At 50.8% G+C, this 14,668-nt stretch carries 10 protein-coding genes; 1 reads left to right on the top strand and 9 read right to left on the bottom strand.

The window, feature by feature from the left end; translation table 11 throughout:
• Positions 1-193 precede the first annotated feature (193 nt).
• The 6 genes from ACXX82_RS05965 to ACXX82_RS05940 all read right to left on the bottom strand — a co-directional run bounded on the left by ACXX82_RS05965 (position 194) and on the right by ACXX82_RS05940 (position 7,285).
• On the bottom strand, positions 194-1,135 hold the full coding sequence (locus tag ACXX82_RS05965) for an SHOCT domain-containing protein (RefSeq protein ID WP_458562608.1): 942 nt from the start codon (positions 1,133-1,135) through the stop codon (positions 194-196).
• An 877-nt stretch (positions 1,136-2,012) separates the two neighbouring features.
• On the bottom strand, positions 2,013-3,440 hold the full coding sequence (locus ACXX82_RS05960; protein WP_458562607.1) for an amidohydrolase family protein: 1,428 nt from the start codon (positions 3,438-3,440) through the stop codon (positions 2,013-2,015).
• Entirely contained in the window at positions 3,437-4,231 is a 795-nt protein-coding gene (locus tag ACXX82_RS05955) for an ABC transporter permease (RefSeq protein ID WP_458562606.1), read from the bottom strand. The genes ACXX82_RS05960 and ACXX82_RS05955 overlap by 4 nt, the downstream gene beginning before the upstream one ends.
• A 12-nt stretch (positions 4,232-4,243) precedes the next feature.
• Entirely contained in the window at positions 4,244-5,065 is an 822-nt protein-coding gene (locus tag ACXX82_RS05950) for an ABC transporter ATP-binding protein (protein WP_322240181.1), read from the bottom strand.
• A gap of 29 nt (positions 5,066-5,094) precedes the next feature.
• A complete protein-coding gene (locus tag ACXX82_RS05945; protein ID WP_458562605.1) occupies positions 5,095-6,114 on the bottom strand; it encodes an aromatic ring-hydroxylating dioxygenase subunit alpha in 1,020 nt (339 codons plus the stop codon).
• A 220-nt stretch (positions 6,115-6,334) separates the two neighbouring features.
• The gene (locus ACXX82_RS05940; RefSeq protein WP_323506043.1) at positions 6,335-7,285 is read right to left on the bottom strand and encodes an ABC transporter substrate-binding protein; all 951 of its coding nucleotides are present in this window, start codon (positions 7,283-7,285) and stop codon (positions 6,335-6,337) included.
• Between the two features lie 775 nt (positions 7,286-8,060).
• Between ACXX82_RS05940 and ACXX82_RS05935 the strand changes: the two genes are divergently transcribed.
• Entirely contained in the window at positions 8,061-10,136 is a 2,076-nt protein-coding gene (locus ACXX82_RS05935; RefSeq protein WP_458562604.1) for a PEP/pyruvate-binding domain-containing protein, read from the top strand.
• A gap of 142 nt (positions 10,137-10,278) precedes the next feature.
• On the opposite strand, the gene ACXX82_RS05930 is transcribed toward ACXX82_RS05935, so the two are convergent.
• The 3 genes from ACXX82_RS05930 to ACXX82_RS05920 form a co-directional block, all read right to left on the bottom strand.
• Positions 10,279-10,950, bottom strand: coding sequence for a glutathione S-transferase family protein (locus ACXX82_RS05930; protein WP_322232713.1), 672 nt, complete (start codon positions 10,948-10,950; stop codon positions 10,279-10,281).
• A 60-nt stretch (positions 10,951-11,010) separates the two neighbouring features.
• Entirely contained in the window at positions 11,011-12,459 is a 1,449-nt protein-coding gene (locus ACXX82_RS05925; RefSeq protein WP_322232711.1) for an MFS transporter, read from the bottom strand.
• A gap of 212 nt (positions 12,460-12,671) precedes the next feature.
• Positions 12,672-14,642, bottom strand: coding sequence for an aconitase family protein (locus tag ACXX82_RS05920; protein ID WP_458562603.1), 1,971 nt, complete (start codon positions 14,640-14,642; stop codon positions 12,672-12,674).
• Positions 14,643-14,668 lie beyond the last annotated feature (26 nt).

Here is a 14,668-nt window from a genome sequence, read left to right as displayed (position 1 = left end):
GGTTAATTAAATAATGTTGAAAAAAATCAACGACGCAGGCGATCAGGGTTATCAATATTTTTGGTGGCAAAGAAATTGATAGTCGGCTATTAAGATTGCAGGCCTCGTTAAACCGTCGTTAGCTCAAACGCGGAAATAAAAAAGCTCTCAAGATTGAGAGCTTTTTTATATTGCTAGTTGAAAAAAAAGCAGCTTACAGTCGCGCAAGTAATTCCGTTTTTTTGGTGACGAATTCTGCTTCGCTGAGGAGATCTCTGCTGCGCAAGTCGGCCAATTTCTCAATCATGACAAATATATCGGCGTCGGCAGTGTTGCCAGATTTCGGTTGTGGCTGTGACGGCTGCTGTTGTTGCTGCGTTGCTGCCACCGGTTGCACATTATTATCTTGCACTGCCACTGGTATTGGCATGTTTGTAGACTGGTTGATGTTATTGTTGGCTTGACTTGCTTGCGGGATGCCATCGATTGAGATAATCGGTAAGCGGGCTACATCAATCAGTCCGTACTGGCTGTTAAAACAGATCGAACCACCGTACGATTGTTGCTGCGAGAAGCCGCCGATTTGATGGTCTAGCGTGTCATAAACGGTAACTCTTCCGTTCAGCTCAATCACCAGCCGACGCGCTTGGGCGAAGTAAGCGTAGCGCACGTCGTTTTGCGCGCCGGTGCTATTCGGCCAGCGCAAATCGGCGGGCCACCAATCAGCAGATTTACCTGGAGCTGGCGGCACGAACAGGCTCGCCGAATGATCCATTTGCGTAAAACTTGCGTCCTGATATTGCGTATTTGCATAATTGTTTTGCTGTTGGCCGCCCTGACGCGAACCGCCTTGGCTTTGCGACTGAAAGCTTCCCGTTCTCAGCAAGTCAGGCTGATTCGCGACCAGGCGCGCAAGCTCTGAGCATAGGCTATCAACACGGTTTTTAAGGTAATTATTAAACATGTCAGACACCATCGTCATCCCGCCTTGCATCCATTGGCCCGAGCCGCTGAATTCAGGGTGATTAAACTGTGCCATCCCGCCATTTCCATTGATGACCGACTCAAGCATGCTTAACACCGCATCAAAGCTGAAGCCGTGACGTCTTGCGATTTCTTCGATTGCCAGACGACCGTTTGGAGAAAGTTGTTGCATGGTAGTTTTCCTATTCTGCGAATGACAAAGGGAAAGGTTGCGATCGATGCCAATGGCGTACTACAGGCAAGGATGGGAGATCGTGATGAGAGGTAAATGCTGATTTTGCGACATTTTAAACCGTTATCAAGCTTGCACGCCGTGATTCTCCGTAATACAACGGGTTAAGGGCGGTAAACATGCAACCAGTATTTCCGGCGCATAACATACTCACACAATCGGTGACTTTGTCGACACATTAAAGCGCAGTACAAGCCCAAATATGAGGTCGTCTGACACAAGGTCTGGAATGTTGCGATAGTGGATTGAGGTATGGTGACGCCGTACAGACTGGTTTATGGAAAATACTATTCAGACTGAGGGGAGGATTTTGATGACAATACACATCGAACGTATTGTATCGGGCACTGTGCTGCGAATATAACGACTATCGCAATCTACGCACCAGGTAGGTGCATTTGTTCCTGCAAGAAAATACTAATATTCAGACACTAAGCTAAGCGTTGCTGAATCTTAGTATGTTTTCTAAGTATGTTTTTAAAACCACGCTGCAACACTGCAACGTCGCCATATTAGATCGATTTGTTATCTTGCTGCGATACTGATTTTGATGAAACATAAAAGCGTAGAGCAAAGGCGACGACTGCTAAAACGACTGGAAAATATTGAAGTGTGCTCATGTTGTGGCTCCAAGAAATAAGGGTTAAATCGATAGCCTCAAGTATAAAAAAGAAGCCGTTCGAATGCCAATTTCGAATACCCATCTCTACTATATGTTTCTTGAATATCACCACCTTATTAACCTTATTTTTAACCTGATTGACAGAGCCACACAGACTGAATCACAGAACAGTCGATTTCAAGCGAATTTATCTCATCAAATATTCTCCGCACGTGCAAGCATTGTGCACACAGCGTCGCGCGCCTCGGCTGCGAGTGCCTGCATGTCCAGACCCGGCACAGCGCCATCGCGCACAACTTCGCGCCCGCCGATCAGCAGCGCGCGCAAATGCGCCGCACCACCACTGGCAACCGGACCGATGGCGGGATCGTGCAGGCCAAAATAACGCGGGTTGCGGCTAAGGTCGTAGATCGCGATATCAGCCGCTTGCCCGGGCACCAATGTGCCGACAGCAGATAAACCCAACACGGCCGCGCCGCCTGCAGTACCCCAGCGCACCACATCCTCGACGGTTGCTGCATCAGCGCCAGCTTCGCCTTTGCCATTTTGATAGACGGGCCGCGCCGCTTCGCCACCCTTGGCACGTTGCATCAGCCACGCTGCGTGCACTTCCGAAATCATATCGGCGGCTTCATTTGAGGCCGCGCCGTCCACCCCGAGAGAGATAGGCACGCCAGCGTCTTCCAATGCGCGGATGGGTGCAATGCCACTGCCGAGTCGACCATTGCTTTGCGGGCAATGCGCAATGCCGGTGCGGGTCTGACCCAGCAACGCGATCTCATCCGCATCAAGTTTGACCATGTGCGCGAACCATACATCCTCACCAACCCAGTCAACACTCTCACAAAAGCGCACCGGACTCATATTGTGCATACTTTGCACGCTATCTTGATAGCCCACCGTTTCCGAAAGGTGCGAATGCAGGCGCAAGCCCAGCCGACGCGCAACCGCAGCACACTCACGCAATTCGTGCGGTCGCATCGAATATGGTGGCGTGGTCGGGGCAACCACAATGCGGCGCATCGCGTCGGGTGCGGGATCGTGATAGCGCGCTGCCAGACGTTCGATATCGGCCAGATAGCCATCAAAGGTCTCGGCCCGCATCGCTTGCGGTAATGTCGATTCAAGCTGGCGTGTGAGTGTGGCACCGCCGCGGCACAGTACAAAGCGTAGACCGAGTTTCTCTGCCTTCTCGAACAAAATCGCCGAAGAATCGAAATCTTGTCCCGGATAATAAAGATAGTTGTGATCTGCAACCGTCGCGCAGCCTGATAAAACTAATTCAATCAATCCGATACGCGCCGCCAGTCGAAACAGCTTCGCGTCAAACGCAGCACGGAAGCGGTACGGCGTCGCCGCCAGCCAAGGCGTCAGCGTCGCATTGATACCAAGCGGATCGCCTTTGAGCAGCGCCTGAAACAGATGATGATGGGTATTCACCCAAGCCGGATAAATCACACAATCGGTGGCGTCCAGTGTTCGTTCGCCGGAAAGTGGCGTCAGGCTGCCGATTGCGGCAATACGCCCATCCGTTACACGGATATCAGGTCCGATATGGCGGGCCGCATCGCCGCTTAAACCAGTGAGGATGCTATTGGCATTACGGATCAATAAGTTGTTCACGATAACTCGCTTTCATGCCAGTGGCGCAGGCACAAGCGGGAGATCGCGGCCATGCTAAGAAAGAGTAGCACGCCAGTGACCGCGATCAGCAACAACGCTGCAAACATTACCGGAATGTTTAATTGAAAGCCTGCCTGCAATATCTGATAAGCCAGACCCGCGCCGTTGCCACCCGTGCCAGCGACGAATTCAGCGACGACCGCGCCGATTAACGCTAATCCGCTGGAGATCCGCAAGCCGCCAAAAAAATATGGCAAAGCACTTGGAATGCGCAGCCGCAGCAATATCTGCGATGGCGTCGCACGGTTCAGTTTAAACAGGCTCAGCAAGCCAGGATTGACACTCCGCAAGCCTAATAAGGTATTGGAAATAATAGGAAATAGCGCGACCATGGCAGAGCAGATCACCAATGCCGCTGTCGGCTGCTTGACCCATATAATGATCAGCGGCGCAATCGCAACGATGGGCGTCACCTGCAACAGAACGGCATAGGGAAAAAGACTGATTTCGATCAGGCGACTCTGCACCAAAAGGAACGCGACGACGACGCCTAGAATTGTTGCACTTAAAAACGCCAGCGCAGTCACCTTCAGCGTGACTAGCAATGCGCTAAACAGCGCGCTCCAGTTAGCAAATAGCGCATACATAATTTCCAGTGGCGTTGGTATCAGATAAGTGGGTACTTTCCAGATAACGCACAACGTCTGCCACGTGCCTAGCAATAAAAACCCTACCAGCAGCGGCGCAAAGAAACGCAGCGCACGCGGGTTATGAATGAGTGGCAATTTCATAGTAGTCTCCTTTTACGCGTCAAGCGCGTTGGCACGGATCAGCAGTTCGGAAAGAGTTTGGCAGTGCTGCACAAATTCAGGCGAGACGCGAAACGCCTCGTCGCGATGCGCTGGTCCGTCAATCTCAACCTCGGCAATCACGTGGCCGGGTCGCGCGCCCATCACCACCACCTTCGTCGACAAAAATACCGCCTCATAAATACTATGCGTGACAAAAACAACGGTCAGATCCTGCTTACTCCAGAGATCGCGCAGATCGGCGTCCAACTTGTTGCGGGTGAATTCATCCAGCGCACCAAACGGCTCGTCCATCAACAACAAGTTGGGTTCGGTCGCCAGTGCCCGTGCGATCGACGCGCGCATCTGCATGCCACCAGAAAGCTCGCGCGGCCACGCATGATGAAATTTTGACAGACCCACCAAATCCAGCGCACGTGCTACACGGGCATCGCTTTCCAATTTTGGTATTCCCGCAAGATTCAGCGGCAGGCGGGTGTTAGCGGCCACACTTGCCCATGGCATTAATGTCGCTTCCTGAAACACCATCGACATACCGCGACCAGGCTGGCGCAATGGAATGGCACCCTCATTCCACCAGCGCACATGTCCAGCGCTCGGTTGATCCAGACCTGCAAACATCCGCAGCAGCGTACTCTTTCCACAACCGGATGGACCAAGTAAAGAGACAAACTCGCGGCGCTTCACATTGAGGCGCACGTCGTTAAGCGCATGCGTTCCGTTGGGGTAGATTTTTTCTACCTTGTTAGCGAACAAAACGCTGTCAGCATCAGGGTTGATCGCACGTTCCGCAGAAGTAATCGGATTATATTTCATCAGCATAGCGTTCTCCTTGGCGGTCCGGTTCAGGTACGAAAAACTTCGACTTCACCATGTGCGGTGAGCAAATCCAAAAGCTGCTTGCGGATCATCAATCCGGGTTTGTCCGACGGCATGTGAAACTCTATGCGGCGTCGGGTATCGATACAGGCGTCTGGATCAGTCGCTTCCAAAATGCCGCGGTCCTCGGCCGTAATGGCTGCATCCCAATCGATCAGCGTCTGCGTGCTAACAGCCTCTTCGCTGTCATTGCGATACAGCCATTGCACCAAAATCATGTGATCATCATCAATTGGCGTGGCACAGTTATAGATAATATGATCGATACCGCTAGTTGGGTACATGCAGCCGAAGCGGCGGCAAAAAGGCAGATAGTAGCGATTGATCAGGTGCCGATTGGTGATCGCATCACTGGTGCCCGTGATCTGGTGACCAGCTTGCGGATTGCGGATCGGCACCATCGTTTCGGCTTCGAAACCATAGTCGGTATCGGTGAATGTATAAGGGGCTGGCGTGGGTTGATCCAGAATACCAAAATTAGCTTTATGAACAAAAGAAAAATGCGCATTGTCGAACGAGTTTTCCATCATCCGTACCGGACTGGTTTTCCATTCCTCATAGAACTGAAATATGCGTCGATAGCCTGGCGCACCGTCTTCAGGAAAATCCGGAATCGGACGTAATGGATCTTCCAGTGCCACCCAGACATAACCGTATTTTTCCTGGCAATGAAACGATGGTACTTTGGCCCCGGCGGGCATGGCATTGTCTGGATTTTGCGGAATTTTTACACAGGCGCCAGAACAGTCATACGTCCAACCGTGATACCCGCAGACGATGTTATCGCCCTCAACAAAACCCTTGGAAAGCTTGGCTGTGCGATGGCAGCAACGGTCGCGCAATGCAGCTGGCGTCCCATCCTCTTTTTTCCATAAAACGATATTTTCACCAAGAAGCGTAAAAGGCTTCGGACCATCTTCAAGACTGCTCATTGGCATTAATGCATACCAGAAGCGACGCAGGACAGGCTGTTTTGTAACTAACATGGCGGTACTCCTTACTGTTTAGGACTTTCGCAAAATCGCCCCAGCGGCGTTGTGCTCTCCTAGCCGTACTCGCGTACTGACTTCGTCGGCACGCATTGCTGGGACGGTTTTTCCTGAGTTCTAAATTTAATTATTTAATTATTGATTATTTTTATTCGATCGAAAATGAGGAAAGTGTTTCAACGTAAGTTCGTTTAAACCATCCTCATCTCCGTAAAAATCAAGGCATGATTTTCAGGTCTTTAACAAACCGTGTCGTGTAGGCCTTTTTCCAGTCGGTGTCGGATTTCAATAATCCGGCCGATACCATGAATTTGTAGGTCTGTTCCCAGCGTGCGTCGGTCATCACGCCTGCGCCTAGTTTGGCTGCGTCGCCGCCGTCAAAAACCTTTAGTTCTTTCATCCGTTTGACGCCATAGGCGATCTGCTCGTCATCCATTTTAGGATTTTCTTTTTTGATCAGTTCATTACCAGCGGTTGGGTCGGCGAGGTAACTTTTCCAGCCTTCAATCGATGCTTTCACAAAGCGCGCCACCATGTCTGGTTTGTCCATGATCGTCTTCTGCATCGTCACAATCGTGCTGCCGTAGGGTGGATAGCCATCATCTGCAAACAGGAAGAAATTGGTTTTGACGTTGCCCTTCATCGCCTGAAATGGCTCGGAAGAAGGATAGGCTTGCTGCGCCACGTTTGGATCGGCAAAGAACGGTTGCAGATTAAATGTATACGCCCGCACCTGAGCATCGGTATAGCCGTATTTAGCCTCAAGCCAAGGCAACCAGGTTGCGTGCGCCGTGCTGCCTGCCAAAATAGTTTTGCCCTTCATATCGGCCAGACTTTTGACATTCTCGTGCGTCATCATGCCCTGCAAATCTTTCTGAAACGAGGTGGCGACGGTGGTGACCGGCATCCCTTTTTCAACCGCGCTCAACACCTGCAGATCGTAGCCCATGATGAAGTCGGCCTGACCCGCAGCCAGCAGCTGCATACCATTGATCTGCGGACCACCCATCTTGACGGTGACGTCGAGGCCATATTTTTTGTAAATACCTTTTGCCACAGCTTGATAAAAACCGCCATGCTCCGCTTGTGCGTACCACGACGTAAGGAAAATAACTTTATCCTCAGCATGGGCCAGCGGTGCAATCAGCGTGGTGGTGACGAGTGCCATCGCAGTCGCAACACGACGCAGCAGCACACCGTAACGCGTGGAGGTACGAGAAGGAGACAAATGACGGGCAAGGGCGAGCAGCATTTCGGTTCTCCGTTGAGAGGTTGCGCACAGCAAAGCCATGCGATGAACCGGAACACAAGAGGGCGACCAAGCGACAGGCGTAAAAGCGCAAAAATGCCAAAGCAATCGTTGGGTCCCCGTTGCGCTCCGTAACGAACACAAGCGTCCATATGGCGGACGCGCAACGGTCATCAAACCGACCGTTACCAGAGCAATGACCCGTTATGCGATCCAGGAAGACCTCACAATTGCCAGCTTCTACTCCGCAATTAGCTAAGCAATCTACGTGCCAACGCGTAGTGAAATAGTCATTTTTATTAAAATCAGATATTTAGAGGAAGTGCGGTTACTATAATATTTCTTAGTGGAAATGGTTAGTGGGTGTCTGCATCAAATCTGCGCAAACATCTGGCTCATCTTGGTGCGGAAAGATGGCGATGACCCATTAAATAGCGATGGAACCGGGAGGCCTTGATGGATCAATGCCACATCTTTATTCTCGGTGATCCTATTTGAACGAGAGATATCAGCGCCGCTTGTTTGGAGGAAATGTTGAAGCTTCTCATGTCGATTTACTCTCGACGCTTGTTTCAAGCGTACGTTGGTGTGTCGCTATTTGGAGGTAGTGAAGTAAGGGGATAAAAACTAGGGTGAAGCTTAAAAGCTATTTTTAAATAAAAAAGCCACCAATTTTGTTGAGGATCCTCTTCGGATGAACTACTTAAGCAGTCTAAAAGATGCAAGTGACTTACATTTTGGGCGTAAAGCATGTTCTTTGGCGCAACTGATAGGCGGAGGATTTAATGTCCCCAATGGCGTCGTCATTGCAGACATTGTTATTAACCTTTCTGCCTTCGATGCAGAAATACTTTTCCATTTTGACAGTCTGCAGACTCCGCTTGTTTCAGTTCGCTCAAGCAGTCGTAACGAAGATTCAGTGCATTCGTCAAGGGCGGGCCAGTTCACCACATTATTAAATATTGATCGTAGCGGCTTATTGAAAGCGATTGCGGCCGTTCGGGAGGATGCACAGATTAAAGGTGAGTCTATTGCCGTCATCATTCAAGCTATGGTGATCGCGGAAATAGCAGGCGTTTGTTTTACCTGTGATCCAACAACAATAGATTCAGATAATCTGCGCCTGGAAGTCGTAAAAGGGGGGTGTGATGCGCTTGTTTCCGGCAAAATATCTCCATCCAGCTACGTATGGAGTCGTGCGACAAGTGCTTGTATTTATCGCTATTTACAAGCGGACCTTGATTTTGCTGACGAGTATATCGATTTACTCTGTCAACATTTTGTTAGCATCGAGCAGATGTTTGGGCATCCGGTAGATATTGAATGGGCGTTACATCAAAACAGAATTTTTATTCTGCAAGCACGTCCCATCACCGCCAAATCCTATACGCTAAGCGAATTTCATTATCAGTATGCCTGGTCTACAGATGAGCCTATGTGGACGATGGATTTGGGGTTCAAGGTACGTACCGGGGAGTTAATAAATACCCGCGGGAGCGAACCTTTTGAACCGCACCAACCGCTGATCTACGTAAAAAAAGGACGCTACGTCTGTTTTGAAGGTGATCACATTTCTGATATTCCACTTGATAAGACCACGGCCAGGCTCACGCAATTTTGTAAAAATACCGAATCGCTCATTACGCAGCAAACGGATTTTTTTGATAAGCTGGATACGACCTGCGTTACAGAGCTTACCAATATTGGGATAGTCAATTTGCTTGAGTCCTGCGCTGATTTCTATTGCCTCCATATCGCCGCCTATACGGCCACGGAAAGCAGTGTCATACGGCCTTTAGAAGACTATCTCAGAACACGAATGGGTGATATTGCTTTATTGCAAGCGATGGCGACGGCAAAGCGTGTTCTTATTTGTGAAGAGCACGATAGCTGGCTGGCGCTGACCAATAAACCTTTCGATGAGAATAGCTTGTTCGCGCACGTCCGATCTTTCCCTTTTCTTGCACTTGGTTTTCATGATCGTGATGCATTAAATCATTATTTAATACGCATGTATTACATTACTGCAGCACGCTCTTTGACCAAAAAAACTACGCCAACTCCAGCATCAACTTCTTTGGAAAGCGGCATCACTCTGTCTGATCAGGATCAACAAAAATTAACCTTATTTCTCACTCTATCTGATCAACGGATGAGAATTAAAAATGGATGGGCTGGCCTCACTTTTTTCATGTTTCCTTTTCTTGAGCAGATAGCTATAAGTCGCAACATTCCAATATTAGATATCTACGGTTATTATCTTTATGAAGAATTATTGGCGTTGATTCTTCACGGACAAATACTCTCAGTCGCAGAGAAAATAAGGCGTGATGATCTATGCATTTGGATTAAACAATCTAATGAAAATAGTTTTCTCACCGGATCATCATGGTTATGGTTGTGCCCAAATCAAACCTTAGAGATGCCCGACTATTTGCCTGGCATAGTGGCGCAAGATGGATACGCAGCCGGTATTGCACGGGTCATACTTTGCAATAATCCCGAGGCACTTTCCGATGCAGAAAAATATTTTAACGATGGCGATATTTTAGTCACGGATATGGCGCAACCTCTTATGTTTAACTTGATAGAGCGTTGTTCGGCTGTGGTAACTGATGAAGGTGGCGTGTTGTCGCACGCTGCGATTATTTGTCGTGAACGGGGAATTCCTTGCGTGGTACAAACCAAATATGCAACGCAATGGTTGCAATCTGGAGACGAAATTCAAGTCGCTGAAGGTAAGGTGGTGTTAATAAAACGGCGAGAATAAATAGTGTTGTTTTTTACGTGGGATAGTTAGCTTGGGTTGTACTTGATGTTTAGGGGCAGAAGTGTGATCAAGTCTTCAGCAAATATTATATGCGACCCTCCTGGTGTGTTTTCCTAGGTAGTAGTCTCTTTTCGTATCACGCTCAGGGCGGCAACACATCTGGCGCAGGTATCAACGAAACGTCCTGATCGATGGCTGCCCGCTCTTGCGCTTGTATGGCGCGCTGAAATCCTATCCGACTTCGCAGGCGCTCCCAATAGGCCAAAACTGAGGGCGTAAAGCGCTGGCTCAAATCCAGATGTTCCGCCAGTAACAACGCATAGCCAACCGAGACGTCGGCGGCAGTGAAGCGTCCCGCGCATAAAAATTTCTGTTGCGCCAATAGGGTTTCGAGCGTTCTCAGGCGCGCCAGAAACCATTTTGTATAGTCCTCTACCGCCTGCGGTAACAGTCGATCCGGTGATTCGAACCGCCCATAGCGCAACACTAACGTTTGCGGAAAAGTCAGCGTTGCTTCACCAAAATGCAGATAATTCAGATACGCCCCGAAGTCCGGTTCATCAATCTCCACGTTTAAGGATTTTGGTGAAAATCGGGCCGCCAGATACTGACAAATGGCGGTCGATTCGGTCATCTGCGTGGCGTCGTCGGAGAAGGCCGGAACCGTGCCTAAAGGATTGATGGCAAGAAAAGGCCGTGCGAGCACGCGGGGCGGGAACGGCAGCATCTTTAATTCATAGGGAATACCCAGTTCCTCCAACATCCAAAGTGGTCGGAACGAGCGTGCGCTCATGCAGTGATACAAAGTAATCACGATTCATTGCTCCAAAGTTGTAGCCGCTGATATCGGGCTTTGCGATGGAGTCTATCATTTTCAATGCGAAATGCTTTCGAGCGATTTGCCCCGGGTGCGCGGTCCCATCACACCGATGGTGATCATCACGATCAGCATCGCACCGGCGATGAAGATGAATACGCCCTCGACCCCGAATCGCCCAAGAATATGGGCAATGACAAAAGAACTCAACACGGCCGACAGTCTGCTCCATGAATAGACGAAACCAACCGCGCGCGCTCTGATGCCGGTTGGATAGAGTTCCTGCTGATAGGTGTGATAAGTGAAAGAAATAATATTGCCCGCCAGCGTGAGAGAGATGCCCAGTGCCACGATCATCGCCGGTGCGCTGACTTGGCTAAAAATCAGTCCGCACACGACATTGACACCCGCCATCACGACGATCACATGTTTACGTTCGAAACGATCGGCAATCCAATAGCCAATTAACGGACCGATAGGTGCTGCCAAACCGATCAGCGTTGTGTAAAGAAGACTGGAGGTGACGGTGATACCCTGTTTGACCAGCAAGGTTGGTACCCAGTTGGCAAAGCCAAAAAAACCGATGGTCTGGAAGATGTGAAAAATAATCAGCATAATGGAACGCTTGCGGTAAGGCGGTTTCCACATGTCAACAAAGCGGCCCACAACGGCGATTGGTTCCGACGGGCCGGGCGCAGGCAAGGGTTTGCCAGTTTCTGTTTGTACTTTGAGTTCTAGCGCACGCAGGATCTCGTCTGCTTCTTTCAGGCGACCTTTGCTTGCCAACCAGCGTGGACTTTCTGGCACGTTGCGACGGATCCACCACACCAACACTGCGCCAAAACCGCCCAGTAACACGACCCAGCGCCAGCCAGCCACGCCGAAAGGCGCGTTTGGTACGAGCAGATACGATAAGAAAGCCACTACGGGAACCGCTGCGAAGCCGGTTGCCTGACATACCGCGAAGGCTCGTCCGCGCAAGTGTTTTGGGGCCAGTTCAGATAAATAGGTACCGATGGTGATCAGTTCGACGCCGATCCCAAGGCCTGATACAAAGCGCCAGCTGTTGAGGCCTAATGCCGTCGTTTGGAACACCATGATGGTATTGGCGATTGCGTACCACAGCAAGGCGTAGGTAAAAATGGCTCTACGTCCAAAACGATCTGCCAGAAAGCCGCAAGCTATCGTGCCGACAAATAGTCCGGAAAATAGCGAAGCAATAAAACTGGCGACACCGGAAGTACCGAACAACCCGGCCGTGGTAGCCGTGAGAATCCCACTTTTGACCAGACCTGGTGCAATATATCCGGTAAACAACAAATCGTAAATTTCAAAAAAGAAGCCAAGGCTCAACAGCACGATGAGTTTCCATACTGTTCGCGAAGCGGGGAGACGATCAAGTCTGGCGGAAATACTGCCGCTGTCGAGTGGCACCGTTGGCGCGGTTAAGTGTGCAACCTCTACAGTCGCTAGCGACGCGGAAGAAAAAGGGGGTGAATAGGCCATGTCTTGTCTCCATCTATTTTTAATTTGATCAGGATTTACACAACACTACCGCAGCAACACGGCAACCTTTTGCGCTTAAATCCTGTCGATACAGCTAACGTCTACAGTCAATATTCAATAGCTAAGGTTGGGTGTCATGAACCGCTTGCGCGATTGCCTCCCCCCTCTCGGGGCCGATTCCATCGCCCAGAAAAAGTGCAATTTTCATCATGTCATGCTGACGCCGTCTGATGTCTGTAACGCTGACAAAGTTCTTCGAACGAGATCAGTTCACCGGCGATAGCGCTGGCAACCACAGTGGGTGGACTGGCCAGCCACACCTGTCCGGGACCTGATCGCCCGGGAAAATTGCGATTGATCGCACTCACCGTAATTTGATCGGATGCCGTTGATGCGCCCGGCCCACAATTCGCACAGGAACCGCATGACGGTTGCAGAATCTCCGCACCGACCGCTTCAAAGGCCGCCATATAACCTTGCGCCATGCAGTAGTCGCGCACTGCAATTGTGCCGAACTGCAGATAGAGTTTGACGCCGTCAGCCACACGCAGATCATGTTTTGCAGCCCACGACAATACGGCATGATAATGATCAAAGTCCTCGCGTTTGCCTGCCGTACAGGAGCCGCCGTAGGCGATATCGACCTCCACCCGATCCGATAACTGGTGCAAAGGAATGCCGTTTCCCGGGTCACCGGGAAGCGCGACCATTGGCGTGAGTTTGGCGCAGTTAACTGTGATCACGTGAGCATAGTTAGCGCCAGGATCGCTGCACATCCACGGTTCGATGATAAACTCTATGTCTCGCCGCTCTCGCAAAAAGCGCACCGTTTCGGCGTCGGGTGCGACGATTCCTGTAAATCCACCTAACTCGGCGGTCATATTGGTCAGGGTTGCGCGTTCGTCCGTACTCATCAGCGTGACTGCCGATCCACCAAATTCAAATACCCGTCCAGCGCCAACACCGGCCTTGATGTCCTGATGCGCAAGCAGATACAGCACGATATCTTTTGCCGTCACACCGGCCGGGATGGGGCCGGTCAATTCAACGCGCATCACCTGCGGAACCGTGATGCGCACGGCGCCGGTCACAAATGCGTTAGCCATATCGGTGGTGCCGACGCCAAAAGCCACACAGCCGAGTGACCCACTATGCGGCGTATGAGAATCGGTGCCGACCAGCACTTGGCCCGGCAGCGCGTAAGTCTCGGTCATGATCGGATGCGAGATACCCTCAGCGCCATGCGCCCAGTCATCTTGCAAATGACCATGCGAGCGCAAGCCGTAATCTTTTACAAAAGTGCGGTGAGCAATCGACAGACCACGCAAATCCGGTAACAAACCGTTGGTTGCATGCATCGGGCTGCGCTCGGCGTAGGACAGATGATCTTCGAAGGTGACGATGGCCTCAGGCTGATGCAAGACTAGCGGCGTGCCAAAGCTTGAATGCAGCATGTGCGCACACATACCGGTGTAATAATCGACGATGAAGCGCCAGTCGGCCCGTACGAATGCGCCGCTGCCGTGCTGCAATGCGCCATCCACGTCATCGGTCTTGATCGCATGACGTGCCAAAATTTTTTCAAAAAGCGTTTTGGGCTGGTGACTGTCGAGTGACGGTGCGAGGGCCGATACCGACCGCATGCGCTGTTGCCCATAGCGCAATAAGCCGCCGCAACGCAGGATCGCCGCCGCCAGCGTATCCCGCGAGCCGACAATTTCTGCGATGTCAATCGATTCGCCGCGCTGAATGCGTTCAATCAGAGAAAAATCGGTGGATGTGAATAAACCGACGTTGTCCGCATTCTGACGATAAATACGCGCAAAACTTTCGGCGATCACCAGTTGAATTCCCGCAGCGCGCTCCGCCACCGGGCTGTGCTCGCGGGATGAGCCCTTGCCATAGTTTTTGCCCGCAACGGTCACGCTGAAGTCCGCTGAGCGCACCGCGTTGCGGCCAATCGGCAAACTATCGCCGACTTTCAGGCCCACATAAGGATAGGCGGCGAGCTTCTCGTCGTAATGCACCAGCACTGGCATCGGCGTGATTTCATCGGTAGAAATATCATCGCGTAGCTTTCCTGCTTGCGACAACACCAGGTCGCTCCCAGCAAGTTGCGCTGTAATAATAGTCGGGTCAGTGCTAAGAAAAAGGATTCGCCCTGTGAGCGTAAGTTGTGTCATGTCAGTCTCCTGAGACGCAATTTACG

Source organism: Glaciimonas sp. GNP009 (assembly GCF_054343755.1).
This window is presented reverse-complemented; position numbering and strand designations above follow the sequence as displayed.

Excerpts from the sequence above, each read along its gene's own strand:
- ACXX82_RS05965 (WP_458562608.1), bottom strand. The coding sequence starts at position 1,135 with ATGCAACAACTTTCTCCAAACGGTCGTCTGGCAATCGAAGAAATCGCA.
- ACXX82_RS05945 (WP_458562605.1), bottom strand. The coding sequence starts at position 6,114 with ATGTTAGTTACAAAACAGCCTGTCCTGCGTCGCTTCTGGTATGCATTA.
- ACXX82_RS05925 (WP_322232711.1), bottom strand. The coding sequence starts at position 12,459 with ATGGCCTATTCACCCCCTTTTTCTTCCGCGTCGCTAGCGACTGTAGAG.
- ACXX82_RS05920 (WP_458562603.1), bottom strand. The coding sequence starts at position 14,642 with ATGACACAACTTACGCTCACAGGGCGAATCCTTTTTCTTAGCACTGAC.
- ACXX82_RS05955 (WP_458562606.1), bottom strand. The coding sequence starts at position 4,231 with ATGAAATTGCCACTCATTCATAACCCGCGTGCGCTGCGTTTCTTTGCG.
- ACXX82_RS05940 (WP_323506043.1), bottom strand. The coding sequence starts at position 7,285 with ATGGCACTCGTCACCACCACGCTGATTGCACCGCTGGCCCATGCTGAG.
- ACXX82_RS05950 (WP_322240181.1), bottom strand. The coding sequence starts at position 5,065 with ATGAAATATAATCCGATTACTTCTGCGGAACGTGCGATCAACCCTGAT.
- ACXX82_RS05935 (WP_458562604.1), top strand. The coding sequence starts at position 8,061 with ATGAACTACTTAAGCAGTCTAAAAGATGCAAGTGACTTACATTTTGGG.